Below are 16,998 nucleotides of genomic sequence, written 5' to 3' on the forward strand. Positions count from 1 at the left end.
GGTTAGCCTCGGGTCCCGATGGCCACCCCACTGGACCCGCGCACCGGGCTGCCCGTCGTCGCCATGGTCGGCGGAGGGCAGCTGGCCCGCATGACCCACCAGGCCGCGATCGCCCTCGGGCAGTCGCTGCGCGTGCTCTCCACGGGTCCCGACGAGTCCGCGGCGCTGGTGGCCGCCGACGTCCGGCTCGGCGACCACCGGGACCTCGAGGCGCTGCTGGCCGCCGCCGACGGCGCCACCGTCGTCACGTTCGACCACGAGCACGTGCCCACCGAGCACCTGCACGCCCTCGAGGCCGCCGGCCACCGCGTCGCGCCGGGCCCGGAGGCGCTCGTGCACGCCCAGGACAAGCTGGTGCTCCGGCGGGCGCTGGCGGCCTCGGGGGAGCCGCAGCCGGCCTGGGCCGAGGTGGGCAGCGGAGCCGACGTCGAGCGCTTCGCGGCCGCGCACGGCTGGCCGGTGGTGCTCAAGACCCCGCGCGGCGGCTACGACGGCAAGGGCGTGTTCGTGGTGGACGGCGTCGCCGCGGCGGTCGACCTCCTCGAGCGGCACGGCACCCTGCTGGCCGAGGAACGGGTGCCGCTGGTCCGGGAGTTGGCCGCCGTGGTGGCGCGCTCGCCGTTCGGGCAGGTGGCCGTCTGGCCGGTCGTCGAGACCGTCCAGCGGGACGGCGTCTGCCACGAGGTCCTCGCGCCGGCCCCCGGCCTCGACGAGGCGACCGCGACCGCCGCGCAGGAGCTCGCCGTCCGCGTCGCCGCGCAGGTCGGCGTCGTCGGCGTGCTCGCCGTCGAGCTGTTCCAGACCGCCGACGCCGTCTTGGTCAACGAGCTGGCCATGCGCCCGCACAACTCCGGCCACTGGACCATCGAGGGCGCCCGCACCAGCCAGTTCGAGCAGCACCTGCGCGCCGTCCTCGACTATCCGCTGGGGTCGACGGCGATGACCGCGCCGGTGGTTGTGATGGCCAACGTCCTCGGCGGTCGGGCCGCCGGGGAGGACTGGACCGGGCCGGGGCTGGACGAGCGGGTGCACCACCTGATGGCGCACTGGCCCGACGTGAAGCTGCACTGGTACGGCAAGGGACAGCGTCCGGGCCGCAAGCTCGGCCACGTGACGGCGCTGGGTGAGGACCTCGAGGCGGTGCGGGCCCGGGCGGTCGCGGCGGCCCGCTACCTCGCCGACGGGGAGATCGACCCGGCGTTCGCGTTCGACACCGAGCACTGAGGAGCACCGTGGACACCCCGCTGGTCGGCATCGTCATGGGCAGCGACTCCGACTGGCCGATGATGGAGCCCGCCGCCCAGGCGCTGGCCGAGTTCGGCGTCCCGTACGAGGTGTCGGTCGTCTCCGCGCACCGGACGCCGCGCCGGATGCTCGACTACGCCGAGTCCGCCGCCGGCCGCGGGCTCCGGGTGGTCATCGCCGGAGCCGGGGGCGCGGCCCACCTGCCCGGGATGGTCGCGGCGGCGACCCCGCTGCCGGTGATCGGCGTCCCCCGGCCGCTGGACCGGCTCGACGGGCTGGACAGCCTGCTGTCGATCGTCCAGATGCCGGCCGGGGTGCCGGTGGCCACCGTCTCCATCGGCGGAGGCCGCAACGCCGGGCTGCTCGCCGTGCGCATCCTCGCCGCGGCCGATCCGCGGCTGCGGGCCGACGTAGAGCGCTTCCAGGCCGAGCTCGCCGAGTCGGTGGTCGCCCGCGACGCCGCCCTCCAGGACCGCCTCCGGGACGACTGACACCCCGCGCGGTTGGGTCCGGCGAGCACCCTGGGAGCCGTGCGACGGGTGGGCCTCCCCGGGCCCGGCGGTGCTGGTCGCGGAGCAGGGAGCCGTGTTACCCATGGGGGCGTCCGGCCCACCGGACCAGGCCCTCCGGCCCTCCAGTCGCACCCCCGGGAGCCCCCGTGCTGCACAGCCTCCGATCCGCCGTCCGGAACCGGCTGCTCCGCGCCGTCCGCGAGGCCAACGCCGACGGCACGACTGCCCTGGCCGGGCAGATCGAGGCGCTGCGCGCGGACCTCGGCGGGCGCCTGGACCGGCTCGACGAGCGGGTGGCCCACCTCCACCAGCGCGTCGAGGCGCTGGACGGCGGCCTGCGCGGCGAGCTGCGCGCCTGGGAGCGCCGGCAGCGTCGCGACATCCTCACCGCGGTCGACCACGAGGCGATGCGCACCAGCGCCGAGTTCCTGCGCCGCGAGATGGACGACGCCGCCCCCTACTTCGACAAGCACGACACGCTCCGGGCCGCGCTGGAGCGGGTCGTCTCCGAGGGGCTGTACCTGGAGTTCGGCGTGGCCACGGGCGGCACCCTGCGGGTCATCGCCACGCACGCGCCGGCCGGCTCGGTCTTCGGGTTCGACTCCTTCGAGGGCCTGCCCGAGGACTGGCGCCCCGGCTTCGACGCCGGTGCCTTCGCCCAGGCCGAGCTGCCCGACGTGCCCGGCGCCGAGCTGGTCGTCGGCCTGTTCGACGACACCCTGGGGCCCTTCCTCGAGGCGCACCCGGAGCCCGTCGCGTTCCTCCACCTGGACGCCGACCTGTACTCCTCGACCCGGACGGTCCTGCAGGCCCTGGCGCCCCGCCTCCGGGCCGGCACGGTGATCGTCTTCGACGAGTACTTCAACTTCCCCGGCTGGGAGGAGCACGAGCACCGGGCCTGGACCGAGTTCGTCACCGAGACCGGCCTGCGCTTCGAGTACCTCGGCTACACCGCGGACGACGAGCAGGTCGCGGTGCGCCTGGTCGAGGTGCCGCAGCGGCCGGCGCCGGCCCGCCGGAAGGCGCGGGGCAGCCGTCCCGCCGCGTCGGAGCCGGTGTCCGCCGGGGTCTGACCCGGGGTGGCGCGGCGACTCCACACGAGGGTCCCGGGCTTAGGATCTACCCGTGGGTAACAACGCTGGGCTGTACGCCCTGACCGAGGAGCACGACGCCATCCGCGAGGCGGTCCGGGAGATCGCCGAGCGGGAGATCGCCCCGCACGCGGCGGAGGTCGACGCCCAGTCGCGGTACCCGATCGAGGCGCAGAAGGCGCTGACCGCGGCGGGCTTCCACGCCACCCACATCCCCGAGGAGTACGGCGGGGAGGGCGCGGACCCGATCGCCACCTGCATCGTCATCGAGGAGGTCGCCCGGGTCGACGCGTCGGCCTCGCTGATCCCGGCGGTGAACAAGCTGGGGTCGATGCCGATCATCCTGTCGGCGTCGGAGGAGCTGAAGCAGGCCGTGCTGCCGTCGATCGCCTCGGGCGAGGCGATGATCAGCTACGGGCTGTCGGAGCGCGAGGCCGGCTCGGACGCCGCCGCGATGCGCACCCGGGCGCGGCTGGAGGGCGACTCCTGGGTGCTCAACGGCACCAAGGCCTGGATCACGAACTCCGGGATCTCGTCCTGGTACACGGTCATGGCCGTGACCGACCCGGAGCGGGGCGCCAACGGGATCTCGGCGTTCGTGGTGCACGCCGACGACCCCGGCTTCGCCGTCGGCCCCAAGGAACGGAAGATGGGGATCAAGGGCTCGCCGACCTGCGAGCTGTACCTGACCGACTGCACCATCCCGGCCGACCGGGTCATCGGCGAGCCCGGCACCGGCTTCAAGACCGCGCTCCGCACGCTGGACTCCACCCGGCCGACCATCGGCGCGCAGGCCGTCGGCATCGCGCAGGGCGCGCTGGACGCCGCGGTGGCGTACACCCGCGAGCGCCGGCAGTTCGGCCGCGCGATCAGCGACTTCCAGGGCGTGCAGTTCATGCTCGCCGACATGGCCATGCAGATCGAGGCCGCCCGCCACCTGGTCTACGTCGCCGCCGCGCGCGGGGAGACCGGCGGCCCGGACCTCGGCCGGCTCTCCGCCGCCGCGAAGGCCTTCGCCTCCGACGTGGCGATGAAGGTGACCACCGACGCCGTCCAGCTGTTCGGCGGGGCCGGGTACACGCAGGACTTCCCGGTCGAGCGGATGATGCGCGACGCGAAGATCACCCAGATCTACGAGGGCACCAACCAGATCCAGCGCATGGTGATCGCCCGGAGCCTCCTGAAGTAGGCCGTCGACCCGCGCGGCCGTCGCTCGGCGCCGTTGCCGACCGTCGGCAGGGTCGGCAGGCGCCGGTCGACCGGCGGGCTCCCTGGTCGGGCCGGTCGGCCGGCGGCAGGGTGGTGCTCAGGAGGTGCATCGTGCTGAGCGAACCCGAACAGCGGATGTGGAACGACGTCGAGCGGTGCTGCGCCGCCGAGGCCGAGGAGCCGGACCTGGCGGGCCACCGGGGCGGCGGCCGCAGCGTGGACGACCTGCCGGCCGCGGTGGTGGCCGGCGCGTGGGCAGCGATCTTCCTGGTCCTGTTCGGCGTCGTGGACGGCGGCCTGGTGGTCGCCGCCGCCACGGCGCTGGGCTGGCTGCTGTGGCGCCTCTGGCCCCGCCTGCGCGGCCAGGACGTCGCCGCGGCAGGCCCGCCCGGCGAGGCGGTGGACGAGCGTGCGCAGCACCCGACTCAGCGACGCGCGGCGGCCTCGGTGAAGACGGCCTCGTAGGCGTCGAGGACCGACGAGAAGGCGTAGCGCTCGCGGGCGCGGGCGGACCCGGTGTCCCGGTCGAGGGGGGCCGCGGTGAGCTGCTGCAGGCCGGCGGTGATCGCCGCGACGTCCCGGGGCGGGACGACGACGCCGAAGCCGGTCTCGCGGACCGGCGTCCGGACCCCGGGGAGGTCGCTGGCCAGCACGGGCACGCCGCTCATCATCGCCTCGACCTGGACGATGCCGAACGCCTCGAACGAGTTCACCGACGGCAGCGCGAAGACGTCCAGCGAGGCGTAGAGGTCGGGGATCTGCTCCTCCGGGAGGAAGCCGAGCAGCCTGATGCGGGAGTCCTCACCGGCCAGCCGGCGCACCTCCTCGACGACCGAGCCCCCGGCGACGTCGGCGAAGTCGCCGGCGATCAGCAGGCGCACGGCCGGGTCGGGCAGGGCGCGCACGGCCCGGACGAGGTACTGCAGCCCCTTCTCCTCGACGATCCGGCCGAGGAACCCGATGTGCGGGCCGGCACCGTCGCGGAAGCGCGGGACACCCCCGGTCCGGGGCCGGCACGGCGGGGGGACGACGGCGGTGCGCTCGGCCATCGCCGGCCACAACCGGCTGTGCCGCGCGTAGTCGTCGCTGGACACCACGACCGCGTGCGACCGCCGCAGGGCGCGGCGGCTGGCGGCGTCGACCCCGGCGGTCTGGACGCGGTTGACCAGCCCGGGCGGCAGGCTGACGTCGCAGTGGTAGGTCGTCACCAGCGGCGTCCGGACGCCGGTGAGCAGGCCCGCCTCCGGCATGGGCAGGTGCAGGTTGACCACCGACGCGGAGGCGGCCGAGGCCCGGGTGCGCCGGACCAGCGCCGGGCTGACCACGCCCTTGCCGACCCGCGCCAGCACGGGCGCCCGCTCCACCTCCACCCCGTCGAGCACCTCGCGCTCGGGCAGCGCCCGGTCGTGCCGGCTGGTGAGCACGCGCACCCGGTGCCCGCGGGCGGCGAGCCCGACCGCCACGTCGCGGGCCACGTTGGTCAGGCCGCTGACGTAGGGCGCGTAGTAGTCCAACGACACCAGGACGTCGAGCCGGGTCACAGGAGACCTCCTCCGGGCGGGATCGGAACGGGGACCGGCTGCGGCCGGTGGCGGAGCAGCGTCACGGTGCACCAGGCCAGCGCGGCCGCCGTCCCGGCGGTGAACGCCCAGGCCCCGCGCGTCGCCGTGCCGGGGACGAGCGCGGCGACCCCGGCGGCGACCGCCAGCCCGGCACCCCAGGCCAGCGCGCTGTCGCGGTGCCGGCCGGCGGCCACGACCCCCTGGCTGCAGACGAGCAGGCCCACGTGCAGCACGCTGCCGACCGCGAGGACGGCGACGATGCCCGCCGCGACCGCGTACCGCTCGCCGAACAGCAGCGCGACCAGGGGTGGGCCGGCCAGTGCCCCGAGCACGCCGCCGACCGCGGCGAGGGCGGCCACCGCGGCGAGCAGCCGCACCAGCAGCCGCCGGCGCGGCCCGGACTCCGGGCGGGCGGTGACGTCGGTGAGCGTGGGCAGCAGCGCGCTCTGCAGCGGCACCGCGACGAACAGGGGCAGCCGCACCAGCGTGAAGGCCGCCACGAACGCCGCGGCCGTCGCGCCCTCGCCGGGGCCCGCGGTGCCGGTGACCAGGACCGGCGCGGCGTTGAGCAGGGCCTGCGCGCAGAGGGTGCCGACCGCCAGGTGGCCGAGGGGCGGCAGCCGGAGGCGCTCCGGCGCGGCGCCGCCCGCCGCTGCCCGAGGCGGCCGGAGCGCCAGCCACCCGAGCAGCGGCAGGTGCGCCAGCACGAGGGCGGCCACGAGGGTCCAGCCGAACGCCGCGGCGTCGGCCGGCTGCACCAGGGCCGCGACGGCGGCCGCGCAGGCCACCCGCGCCGCCGCGTCGGCGAGCAGCACCGTGCCGTGGCTGCCGTACCGCCCGTTGCCGAGCAGCAGGCCGCGCAGGAGGAACTGGCCGGCGGAGACGACGCAGACCGCGCCGAGGGCGAGGAGCAGCCCGAGGGACCCGCCCAGCGCCGGCAGCAGCAGCGGAGCGGCCAGCAGCACCGCCGCCAGGCTCGCCGCGGTGAGGACCGCACAGGCCGGGCCCGCGCCCCGGGGGAGGCCCCCGCCGCCGCCGAGGTGCACCAGCCGGGTCACCTCCAGCTCGATCGGGAGGAAGGCGCCCAGCCCCACCACCAGCGCCAGCGACCAGTAGGCGCCGAACCACCCGTACTCGTCGGCGGGCAGGCTGCGGGCCACCAGGGCGAGGTAGCCGTAGGTGAGGACGCCGGAGAGGACGACGCTGAGCGCGACCCAGCTCAGCGCGGGCGCCACCCTCCGGCGCCCGGTGCCGCTCAGCGCACGGCTCCTGGGCAACGCGTACCCGGAGCGGTCGGCGGTCCCACGGCCGCACGGTATCGGGCCGTTCCGCGGGGCCGACGGCCGACCGCGTGACGGCCCGGACCCCGACCGTGTTGACTGGCCCCGGTCAGGACGCTCGGCGGTGGAGGGGGAGTGCGTGGACGTCGTCGACCGGGCACCCACCGGTCCGGACGTCTCCGACCCCTCCCCGGCGTCCCGTCGCGGGAGGCTGGGACGGGTCCTCCCGCTGGTCCTCGGGCTGGTCGCGGTCCTCTGCTCCGCCGTCCTGCCGCTCGCTCCGGTCGCGATGAGCGTCCCCACGGTGAGCTGGCCGCAGGACCCGGGCCGGCCCACGTCGACCATGCTCGAGCTGACCAACCAGCAGCCGCTGGGCATCGACGTCCGGTTCAGCTGCGCCGCGGTGCAGGCCGCGGCGGCGACGCCCGACGGGGTGGTCGTCTCCACCCTGGTGCCCGGCCACCCGGCGGCGCTGACCGACGGGCTGCTCGTCACCGCGCGCGACGGACGCCTGCAGGTGCTCGACCGCGGCCAGGTGCTGCTGGACGAGCCGGTCCCGGCCGGCGACTGCGGGTTCCGGGTCGCCGGTGACGCCGACGGCGTGGTCCTCGAGCGGAACGGCCGCGAGGTCGGCGCGGCGTCCGGCGGTGCCGAGGCCCTCCCGGACGTCGACGTCCTCGCCACGAGCCTGACGGCGCTCCCGTCGGAAGACGACCTGCGGGTCGAGGTCCGCGTCGACAACCAGTTCAACACCGTGCCCACGACCCTCAAGAAGGTGCTCGTGGCGCTGGCCCTCCTCGCCGCCGTCGGCGCGCTGGTCGCGCTGTGGCGGGCCGACCGCGCCCGGGCGCCGGTGCGCGCGCCGACCCCCTCGCCCGGCGCCGGGAGCCCCTCGCGCGCGGCCCGCGCGACGTCCGGAGCCGTCGACGTCGCCGTCGTCCTGACGATGGTGCTCTGGCTCTTCCTCGCGCCGCTGTCCGACGACGACGGCTACTACGCCGCGATGGCCCGCAACGCGGGGGAGGAGGGGTTCGTCGGCAACTACTACCAGCTGCTCAACCAGTCCTTCACGCCGTTCACCTGGTTCTACCGGTTCCTCGGCTGGTGGCAGGAGCTGGGCGACAGTCCGGCGGTGCTGCGGGTCCCCGCGCTGGTCTGCGGCCTGGCCACCTGGGTGCTGCTGCGGCGCCTCACCACCCGGCCGGGCGCGCTGCCGTCCGCTGTGGCCGAGGCCCGCTGGGGGCGCACGGTCACCACCGTCGTCCTCGCCACCGTCTTCCTGGCCTGGTGGCTGCCCTACGGCATGGGCGTGCGGCCCGAGGCCGTCGTGGGCCTCCTGGCGCTGGTCGTCCTCGCCGGTGTCCTCGCCGGCCTGCGTCGCCGCCGCCTGCTCCCGGTGGCCCTCGCGTTCGGCACCGCGGCGATGGCGGTGGCCTGCCACCCGACCGGCTTCGTCGCGCTCGCGCCGCTGGTGGCCGCCCTGCCGAGGCTGGTCCGGCTGGTGCGGGAGGACGCCGGCCCCGCCGCGGTGGCGACGCGGATCACGTTGCTGCTCTCGCCGGGGGCGTTCGCGGCGACGGCGGCCTTCGCCGACGGGTCGCTGCACGACTTCCTGCGGGGCCAGGAGATCTTCCTGTCCATCCAGCGCCAGGACGCCTGGTACGACGAGTGGCAGCGGTACGCGTTCCTGCTGCAGGGGATCCCGATGGGCTCCTACGCCCGCCGCGCGGCGGTCCTCGCCGGCATCGCGGCCCTGCTGTGGTTCTTCCTGGTGGCGGTCGCCGCCCGGGCCGGGGGCGTGCGCCTGCCGGCTCCGCTGCTGCTCGCCGGGCACTCGCTGGCCGCCGCGCTGCTCCTGCTGTGGCTGACCCCGAGCAAGTGGACGCACCACTTCGGCGCCCTCGCCGGGCTCGGCCCGCTCTTCCTGGCGCTGTTCCTGGTGTCGGTCCCCGTCCTGGTCCGCCGCCTGGCGCCCGGGGGGACCGGCCCGGTGACCCCGCTGCTGGCGATCGGGTCGGCGGTCGTGGTCGCCGCGCTGGCGCTGCGCGGACCGAACAGCTGGCCCTACACCTGGCTGCCGGGGATGCCGCACGCCGACGAGCCGCCGTTCCTCGGCCCGGTGGTGCTGGGCAGCCTGCTGCCGTGGGCGGTCGTCGCCGTCGTGGTGCTGCTGGCCGTCCGCCTGGTCGGGCGGGTGCGGCGCACCGGGTCCGGCTGGCCGGTCGCCGTGCCGGTGCTGGTCGTGGTGTTCCTCCTCACCTCGGTGGGCCACCTGCTCGGGAGCTTCGGCCTGGCGACCCTGCGCACCCTCGACACCGGCTGGTCGCCGTGGGCCGACTCGCTCCGCGACCCGGGGGCCCGCGACTGCGGTGCGGCCGGCGGGATCGACGTCCTGGACCTGTCCGCGGCCCGGCCGTTGGAGCCCGCCCCCGCCGCGCCGGAGGCGCCAGGGCCGGCGGAGTTCGTCGCCGGCGGCGGCTGGTTCGAGCCGGGCCCGCCACCGGCCGAGCCGGGATCGGGGGTCGCGCGCTACGTCTGGGGCAGCCTGCCCGACGGCGGTGCCGAGGACGGGACCGGCGAGCAGGGCACGCCGTGGTTCGCCGTCCCGTCGACCGCGGACGGCGAGGAACTGGCCGTGCTGGCCGCCGGGCGCCTCACCGGGGGCAACGAGCTGCGGGTGCAGTACGCCGGCGCCGACGGGGACGTCCTGGCCGAGCAGCTGCTCACCGACGAGCTGGACGCGCCGCGCTGGCGGACCTTCGTCCTCGATCCCGGCGCGGCCGGGACCGGCGCCGAGCTGTTCCGCCTGGTGGCCGAGGACCGCAGCGGCGGGCCGGGCGGGTGGCTGGCGTTCACCGGGCCGTCGGTGGTGCCGTGGGTCGGGCTGTCGGAGTACCTGCCCGCGGACGCCGCCGTCGCCGTCGCCTGGCAGTTCTCCTTCCTCTTCCCCTGCCAGCGTCAGCCGGTGATCCGGGAGGGCATCACCGAGCCCGCGGAGTACGGGGTCCTCTGGCGCCCGGGTCCCCCCGTCGACGGCCTGACCGACAACACCTGGTCGGTCTTCCGGGGCGGCCTGTTCGCCCCCGTGCAGCGCACGTCGTCGGTCACCGAGCTGGGGGTTGTCCTCCCCGGGGACCCGGCGGTCCGCCAGGTGCAGGTGCTCCGCTTCGACGTCCCCTTCGCGGAGCGCGGGTACGACCTGACCCCGCAGCGCGTCGTCACGGCCGGGTGGGCCGGGCCCCCGGTCCCCTGACCGGGGGTTGTTTCGCGGCGGCTGCTGCCGTCCACTAGACAACAGGCGGGCGGCTCGCCGGGGGGACCCACCTCCGGCGGGCCGCCCCTGCGCAGTGGCCGGGAGGCCGGAGGAGGTCGGATGGACGTGGACGACGAACGGCGGAACGCCACCCTGCGGGCGGTGTTCGCCGACAACGTCGTGGCCGACGTCCCCCCGCTCGCCGAGGTGCCCGCGCCGGTCGCGCCCCCGGCCGAGGACGTCGCGCGCGCGGGCGGCGGTGGGGTCCTCCGCGGGGTGCTCGGCACCATGCGCCCGCGCCAGTGGACGAAGAACGTGCTGGTCCTCGCCGTTCCGCTGGCCTCGGGCACCGTGCTGCAGCCGTCGGTCGCCGGCGCCGCCGCGCTCGCGTTCCTCGCGTTCTGCCTGGCCGCCAGCGGCATCTACCTGCTCAACGACGTCCGCGACCTCGAGCAGGACCGCCGGCACCCGCGCAAGCGGTTCCGCCCGGTGGCCGCCGGGGTGGTGCCGGTGCCGGTGGCGGCCACCGCGGGGGTGCTCCTGCTCGTCGTCGCGCTCACCGGCGCCGCGCTGCTCAGCCGCTGGCAGCTGGCCGCCGTGCTGGCCGCCTACGTCGCCATCTCGCTGGCCTACAGCTTCTGGCTCAAGGACCAGCCGGTCATCGACCTCGCCGCCGTGGCCTCCGGCTTCGTGCTGCGCGGGGTCGCGGGCGGCGCCGCCGCGGGGATCGCGGTCTCGCAGTGGTTCATCCTCGTGTCCGCCTTCGGGGCGCTGTTCATGGTGGCGGGCAAGCGCTACGCCGAGCTGGTGGCGCTGGGGGAGCAGGCGGAGACCCGCCGGAGCCTGCGCGCGTACTCGGCGAGCTACCTGCGGTTCGTGTGGAGCCTGTCGGCCGGCGTCGCGTGCACCGCGTACAGCCTGTGGGCGTTCGAGATGCGGGCCGACGACGGCATCCCCTGGACGACGATCTCCATCGCCCCCTTCGTCCTGGCCATGCTGCGCTACGCGGTCGACGTCGACCGCGGTGACGCGGGCGCGCCCGAGGACCTGGTGCTGCGCGACCGCGGGCTGCTGGTGCTCGGCCTGGTCTGGGCCCTGTGCGTGGGCGCGGCGGTCCTCACCGGCTGACGTCGGGCACCGGCGCGTCCAGCAGCCGGGACACCCCGGCCATCCGGGCGTCCCCGGCCATCGCCGCCAGCCAGGCCGCCCAGCCCGGCCGCGCCCGCATCGCCTCCAGCGCGGCACGGGCGGCGGCGCGGTCGCCGCGCCGGGAGGCGGCGAGGGCGGCGTAGAGGTCCCGGGCGCCCTCCGGGGCGAACAGGGCCAGGTGCTCGTAGTCGCGCTCGTCATAGGCCCGCTGCAGGTTGCGCAGCATCCGCAGCTGCGCGACCGGGTCGGCGGAGTCGTCCACCCGCAGGTCCACCCGGACGCCGTCGTCCTCCTCGGTGGCCGGCGTGCCGCTGACGACCAGGAGCGCGGCGGACTGGCGGCCGCGGACGTCGCCGCCGGCGTCCTGCCCGGCGCTGAGCGCGGCGAGCAGGCGGTCGGCGAGGTCGCCGCCGGCGGCCGCCCAGGCGCCGGCCATCGCCGGCAGCACGTCGGGGGAGGCCAGCGTGTTGCCCTGGACGCTCATCCCGTCGCCGAGGAGGTGGCCGCTGACCGGCAGCGAGCCGCGGCCGGTGTGGGCCGCCACGGCGCCGCCGGGAGCGAGGACGGCGATCTGCCGGTCCACGTCCTCGGCGGCGTGCGCCGCCGCCCGGACCAGCCGCGCCGGGGTCGCCCCGGCCGCCAGGTCCGCCAGCAGCGAGGGGCCGAGCCCCCGCCGGCTGCGGGCCTGGACGGCGACCACGCCGACCCCCGGCCGCGCGCTCGGCACGGCCCGGCCGACGGCCAGGATGCACGAGGAGACGGCGATGCCCAGGTCGCCGGTGACCCGGTCGCGGCCCAGGACCGAGAAGGTCACGCCGCTCCCACCCCGTCCCTGCCGGGGCCCGCCGACCGGCCGTCTCTCAGGCGGGGCGGCCCAGCTCCCGGATGCCGTCGATCGTGCGCCCGAGCGTAGCGGTGACCCGCTCGGCGGCCGCCCGCGCGGGCAGTGTCGCGGGGTCGGCGGACCGGACCAGCACGAGGGAGGCGCCGGCTGCCAGCGGGGCCAGCAGCCACGCCACCGGACCGGCCTCGGTCGCGACCAGCTCGTCCACCAGGACGCGGTCCCCGGCGGCGATGCCGAGCCGGCCGGCCAGCTCGCCGGCCGCGTCCGCCAGCCCGCCGAGCGTCAGCTCCAGACCGCCGAGCAGGAGGCCCGGGGCGGCCGGGTCCGGCGGCTGCCAGGGGGTGAAGACGTCGCCGTGGGCCCGGACCTCGAGCGCGAAGTCCCGGGCCGGCCCGGCGTACCCGGCCATGCCCGCGCCGAGGGGGTGCAGGGACAGGCCCAGCAGCTCGGGCAGGTCCTGCTCCTCCAGGGGCGGCAGCCGGTCCTGGTCGGCCAGCACGACGTCGGCGCCGGCGAGCCGGTCGTCGTCCTCGGCGGCGGTGTCCAGGACGCCCGCGCCGCAGCTCCACACGGCCAGCAGCACGGCCGCCGTCTGCCAGTGCACCGGCAGGGCCACCGCCACCGTGCTGCCGGCCGTCACGTCGAACTCGTCCTGGAGCAGGTTGGCGGTCTTCGCCACCCAGTTGGCCAGCGTGGTGGCCGAGAGCTCCACGCGCCCCCCGGTCGCGTCGTCGTAGTAGGTGACCAGGGGAGCGGCGGGGTCGCGGCGCAGGGCCGCGGCGAGCAGATCGGCAGGCGTCACCCGCGCATTCTGTCCAGTTCCTCCCCGAGGGGCCCGGCGAGGGTGGCCGAGAAGGTCCGGGACATGTGGTTGCTGTCCCAGTAGACGACGGTTCCGCCGACCACCGTGTGGCACAGCTGCGCGTCGCAGAAGCGGTCGGAGAGGTCGACCACCCGGACGCCGGGCATGCCCCGGACGCCCTCGGCGATCCAGTCCGGCGTGAGGCGCTCGTCCCGCGGGCCGGCGCACGGGTCGTCGTCCTGACCCGCGGTGGCGATGCAGTTCGGCACGTTCACACCGAGGTCGGCGAGCACCTCGTCCGGGCTGACCCCGTTCGTGGAGGGCACCGCGCGGAGGACGACGACCTGCTTGCCGGCGTCCACCAGCGGCTGCAGGGCGGCCCGGACCACGGACGCCGACCACTCGTTCCGGAGGCGACCACCCGTGCCCAGGAACTTGTAGACGTCGGCGCGGTAGGACGTGAACACGGTGGTGACCTCGGGGTCAGCGGCGACCTCGGCGATCACCTCCTCGCTCCACGTCCGGCAGGTCCCCGGCTGGTCCGCGGACATGCCCGGGCCGGTGAACCGGTCGGTCGACAGCACCGGGCACCCCGCGTGGAGGTAGGCGTCGAAGGACCACCCGCGCTCCGCGGCCGCCCCGGAGACGGCCTCCCACCAGGAGGCCGCGTGCGAGTCACCGATCAGCGCGACCTTCCGGTCGGCGCCGGGCTGCTCGACGGTGCAGGGGTCCACCTCGGTCGACTCGTTCGGGAACAGGCACTCGGTACCCGCCGAGCGGTCGCTGGAGGCGAAGACGGGGCTGATCGTCTCGGTCACGCGGTTCGGGTCGGCGCAGTCGTTGGCCGGGTCCATCGCCGCCGCACCGAAGCAGGACGTCCCCACCAGCTCGACCGATGCGGCGCGGGCCCGGTCGACCTGCACGTCGACGTAGGACGACCCGGTCGCCGCCACGGCCACGACCGCCCCGGTGGCGAGGGCCGTGGCGACGTAGGTGACCCGGGGTGGGCGGGCGGTGAGGAAGCGGCCGCTGCGCACCGGGTCCTCGACGACCACCTTGGTCGCCCACGCCGCGGCGATGGTGACGACGACGACGCCGACCTGCGACCGCGTGCCCAGGGGGTGGCCGAGGGCGAAGGGCAGCAGCACGATCACCGGCCAGTGCCACAGGTAGGCCGAGTAGGAGATGTCGCTGAGGAAGCGGACCGGGCCGAAGTCGGCCACCTTGGTCGGGCTCCAGTCACCCGAGGGCGCGCCGGCCCAGATCACGGCGACGGTGCCGAGGACCGGCAGCAGCGCGGCGGTGCCGGGGAACGGCGTCGTCCCGTCGTACTGGAGGGCCGCGTAGGCGATCGCGCCGAAGCCGGCCCAGGAGACCGCGCGGCGCAGCCGCTCACGGCCGGTGGGGGCGGCGGCGGCCAGCACCGCGAGCAGGGCGCCGGCTCCGAACTCCCACGCCCGGGCCGGGGTGGCGAAGTAGGCGGTGGGGGCGGAGTGAGTGGTGGCCCAGAGGGAGTACGCGAAGGAGGCCAGGGTGAGGGCCCCGAGCAGGCCGGCGACCGCGAGCCGGCGGCGGCGCAGCCCGGTGCGGACCGCGAGGCCGGTGGCGCCCAGGATCAGCAGCGGCCAGGCGAGGTAGAACTGCTCCTCGGTCGACAGGGACCAGTAGTGCTGCGCCGGCGAGGCGGTGTTGTGCGCCGCGAGGTAGTCGACGGCGTCACCGGCGAGCAGCCAGTTCTCGACGTAGAGCGCGGAGCTGCCCAGCTCGCGGAGGAACTGCTGCCACAGGGTCGTCGGGACGACGAGGAACGTGGCCACGGCGCTGACCAGCAGCACGAGCAGGGCGGCCGGCAGGAGCCGGCGGGCACGCCGGGCCCAGAACTGGGCCAGCCGGATCCGGCCGGTGCGTTCGACCTCGCGCATGAGGTGGCCGGTGATGAGGAAGCCCGAGACCACGAAGAAGACGTCGACGCCGACGAAACCACCGGGCAGGTCCAGCGGCGTCACGTGGTAGACGACGACCAGGGAGACCGCCAGGGCCCGCAGCGCCTGGATCTCGATCCGGACGCCTCGGTCCGGCCGCTCGGGGGCCCTGACGCGGGCGGGGGCCGGCGGTGCCGCGACCGGCGCCGGGCGCTCGAGGACTGCCGTCACGCGGACGCGCCTCCTTCTCTGGACGTGGGTGCGGGCGTCGGCGTGGTCCGGCGGGCAGATCCGCGCGGCCCCGGCGACGGGCACTCGGTGTCATTACGCAAGGTGACGAATCAAGTGCAAGAAGAGACTATCGGCGGGTCGGGACCGGTTCTTCGCGCGAAACGGCGGCGACCGTCTCTCATCCGGCGCGTCCGCCCGTCCCGTCACACGAGCCTCGCTCAGCCCCTGGGGTCATGCGGCGGGCTGTCTGTCCGGTGCGGCTGGGGCCGCTGCTGCGCCTGGCGCCTCGCTGGGCGCACGAGGCCGCCCGGAGCGTGTCCGCAGACGACGACGGACCCGCCGGCTGGCAGGCCGGCGGGTCCGTGTGGGGCGTGCGGTCGGCGGAGGTGCCCTCCGCGGTCGGTCAGTTGATGCAGGTGGTGTCCGCGGCGGTGCGGGCGTCCTCGCCCTCCACCGGCGCGGCGGGGGCCGCCGGCGTGACGGCCTGGCCGACCCCGTTGAAGTCGGAGCCGAGCACCAGCTGCACGGTGCCGGACGTGGGGTCGTCGCTGGCCTCCACGACGGCGCCGGGGATGGCGCCGGCCAGCGTGGCGGCCATCGCCTCGTCGCCCGCGGCGTGCCGGATGACGGTCTGCTCGTAGTCCGTGGCGTCGGCGTTGCCGGTGGCCGCGACGACGAACCCGCCGGTCCCCAGGTCGGCGGCCGCGTCGGCGGCCAGCCCGGGGATCCCGGAGCCGTTGAACACGTCGACCGTGACCTGCGCCGGCGCGACCGTCGCGGGCGCCGCCGGGGCCTCGGCCTCCGCGGGTGCCTCGGGCTCGGCCGACAGCTGGGCGAAGAAGTCGTGGAGGGTGTCCTCGTCCTCCAGCCGGATGATCGACCGGTCCTGCTCGTCGCGGTCGGTGCCGACGTAGGGGATGGTCTGGAACTCGATGCTGCCGGCGGTCACCGACTGCATCTGCTCGGCCAGCTGGAACAGGTCCAGGCCGTTGTCCACGGTCAGCGACTGCGAGGCGGCCTCGACCAGCTCCCGCTGCCGGCCCAGGTCGAGCAGGACGTCGTCGGAGATCATCTTGCGCAGCACGCCGGCGATGAAGACCTGCTGACGGACGATCCGGTCGAAGTCCCCGCGCGGCAGGCCGTGGCGCTGGCGGACGAACTTGAGCGCGTCGGCGCCGCTGATGGTCTGCTGGCCGGCCGGGAAGACCGCACCCGACCAGCGCGAGTCGTCGACGGCCTCGCAGAGGTTGACGTCGACGCCGCCGACGACGGAGCTGAGGTTGAAGAACCCGAGCAGGTCCACCTCGGCGTAGTGGTCGATCTGCAGGCCGGTCAGCGAGCTGATCGTCTGCACGAGCAGCTGCGCCCCACCGGCCTGCCGCTGCTCCATCGGGGACTCCTCGGGGGTGTCGGCGTAGCCGTAGGCGTAGGCGGCGTTGAGCTTGTCCCAGCCGTATCCGGGGATCTCCACGTAGGAGTCGCGCGGGAACGAGACGAACGAGGCCCGCGACCCGTCGGCGGGGATGTGCACCAGGATCATCGTGTCGGTGTTGATGCCGGAGTCCTCGCCGGCCCGGAACTCGGCGAGCTGCTCGGGGGTGAGGTCCGCCCGGCTGTCGTTGCCGACCAGGAGCAGGTTCATCGCCTCCGGCGCCTGCCCGGTCTCCTCGTTGCCGGAGGCCGGGATGGCGTCGGTGCGGTTGACCGTGGCCTCGGCCACCTGGCCGAGGTACCAGCCCCAGCCGGAGCCGGCGAGCAGGACGGCGGAGAGCAGGCCGGCCACCGTGCGCCCGACGATCGCCCCGCGCCGGCCCCCGCGGCGGGGCGCGCCCTCGGGGGCGGCGCCCCGGGCGCGGTCGGCGGGACGCTCGGCCGCGCGGTCGGCCGGCCGCACGGCG

At 76.1% G+C, this 16,998-nt stretch carries 13 protein-coding genes; 7 read left to right on the forward strand and 6 right to left on the reverse strand.

Annotation, left to right across the window (positions count from 1 at the left end; translation table 11 throughout):
* Positions 1–18 precede the first annotated feature (18 nt).
* The 5 genes from PGN05_RS22635 to PGN05_RS22655 all read left to right on the forward strand — a co-directional run bounded on the left by PGN05_RS22635 (position 19) and on the right by PGN05_RS22655 (position 4,522).
* On the forward strand, positions 19–1,224 hold the full coding sequence (locus tag PGN05_RS22635; RefSeq protein ID WP_419754837.1) for a 5-(carboxyamino)imidazole ribonucleotide synthase: 1,206 nt from the start codon (positions 19–21) through the stop codon (positions 1,222–1,224).
* A 35-nt stretch (positions 1,225–1,259) separates the two neighbouring features.
* Complete coding sequence (gene purE, locus PGN05_RS22640) at positions 1,260–1,736, forward strand: 5-(carboxyamino)imidazole ribonucleotide mutase (RefSeq protein WP_419754848.1); 477 nt, start codon at positions 1,260–1,262, stop codon at positions 1,734–1,736.
* 167 nt (positions 1,737–1,903) lie between these two features.
* Entirely contained in the window at positions 1,904–2,830 is a 927-nt protein-coding gene (locus PGN05_RS22645; protein WP_419754838.1) for a TylF/MycF/NovP-related O-methyltransferase, read from the forward strand.
* Between the two features lie 52 nt (positions 2,831–2,882).
* On the forward strand, positions 2,883–4,037 hold the full coding sequence (locus PGN05_RS22650; RefSeq protein WP_419754839.1) for an acyl-CoA dehydrogenase family protein: 1,155 nt from the start codon (positions 2,883–2,885) through the stop codon (positions 4,035–4,037).
* A gap of 131 nt (positions 4,038–4,168) precedes the next feature.
* Positions 4,169–4,522 (forward strand): hypothetical protein, encoded by a 354-nt coding sequence (locus PGN05_RS22655; protein ID WP_419754840.1) that lies wholly within the window; start codon positions 4,169–4,171, stop codon positions 4,520–4,522.
* Here PGN05_RS22655 and PGN05_RS22660 read toward each other — a convergent pair.
* Complete coding sequence (locus tag PGN05_RS22660) at positions 4,483–5,598, reverse strand: glycosyltransferase family 4 protein (RefSeq protein WP_419754841.1); 1,116 nt, start codon at positions 5,596–5,598, stop codon at positions 4,483–4,485. The two genes, PGN05_RS22655 and PGN05_RS22660, sit on opposite strands and share 40 nt — an antisense overlap.
* On the reverse strand, positions 5,595–6,854 hold the full coding sequence (locus PGN05_RS22665) for a hypothetical protein (RefSeq protein WP_419754842.1): 1,260 nt from the start codon (positions 6,852–6,854) through the stop codon (positions 5,595–5,597). Before PGN05_RS22665 ends, PGN05_RS22660 begins: the two co-directional genes overlap by 4 nt.
* 184 nt (positions 6,855–7,038) lie before the next feature.
* Here PGN05_RS22665 and PGN05_RS22670 point away from each other — a divergent pair, with 184 nt between their 5' ends.
* On the forward strand, positions 7,039–10,152 hold the full coding sequence (locus PGN05_RS22670) for an arabinosyltransferase domain-containing protein (RefSeq protein ID WP_419754843.1): 3,114 nt from the start codon (positions 7,039–7,041) through the stop codon (positions 10,150–10,152).
* A 120-nt stretch (positions 10,153–10,272) separates the two neighbouring features.
* Positions 10,273–11,280 carry a decaprenyl-phosphate phosphoribosyltransferase gene (locus PGN05_RS22675; RefSeq protein ID WP_419754844.1) on the forward strand — a complete coding sequence of 336 codons (1,008 nt, stop codon included), beginning with the start codon at positions 10,273–10,275 and terminating at the stop codon, positions 11,278–11,280.
* Here the strand turns inward: PGN05_RS22675 and PGN05_RS22680 are convergent.
* From PGN05_RS22680 to PGN05_RS22695, 4 genes are all read right to left on the reverse strand, one after another.
* Positions 11,270–12,115 carry a DUF1028 domain-containing protein gene (locus tag PGN05_RS22680; protein WP_419754845.1) on the reverse strand — a complete coding sequence of 282 codons (846 nt, stop codon included), beginning with the start codon at positions 12,113–12,115 and terminating at the stop codon, positions 11,270–11,272. The two genes, PGN05_RS22675 and PGN05_RS22680, sit on opposite strands and share 11 nt — an antisense overlap.
* Positions 12,116–12,161: 46 nt before the next feature.
* Positions 12,162–12,947, reverse strand: a complete 786-nt coding sequence (locus PGN05_RS22685; RefSeq protein ID WP_419754846.1) for a TIGR03089 family protein — start codon at positions 12,945–12,947, stop codon at positions 12,162–12,164.
* Positions 12,944–15,100 (reverse strand): acyltransferase family protein, encoded by a 2,157-nt coding sequence (locus PGN05_RS22690; protein WP_419754847.1) that lies wholly within the window; start codon positions 15,098–15,100, stop codon positions 12,944–12,946. Before PGN05_RS22690 ends, PGN05_RS22685 begins: the two co-directional genes overlap by 4 nt.
* Positions 15,101–15,503: 403 nt before the next feature.
* Positions 15,504–16,994 (reverse strand): LCP family protein, encoded by a 1,491-nt coding sequence (locus tag PGN05_RS22695; protein WP_419754849.1) that lies wholly within the window; start codon positions 16,992–16,994, stop codon positions 15,504–15,506.
* Positions 16,995–16,998: the final 4 nt, after the last annotated feature.

This window comes from Geodermatophilus sp. CPCC 206100 (genome assembly GCF_048569675.1).
In the GTDB taxonomy this organism is placed as follows: domain Bacteria; phylum Actinomycetota; class Actinomycetes; order Mycobacteriales; family Geodermatophilaceae; genus Geodermatophilus.

Coding starts and splice junctions, on each gene's coding strand:
- PGN05_RS22635 (WP_419754837.1), top strand. CDS start 19: ATGGCCACCCCACTGGACCCGCGCACCGGGCTGCCCGTCGTCGCCATG.
- purE (WP_419754848.1), top strand. CDS start 1,260: ATGGGCAGCGACTCCGACTGGCCGATGATGGAGCCCGCCGCCCAGGCG.
- PGN05_RS22675 (WP_419754844.1), top strand. CDS start 10,273: ATGGACGTGGACGACGAACGGCGGAACGCCACCCTGCGGGCGGTGTTC.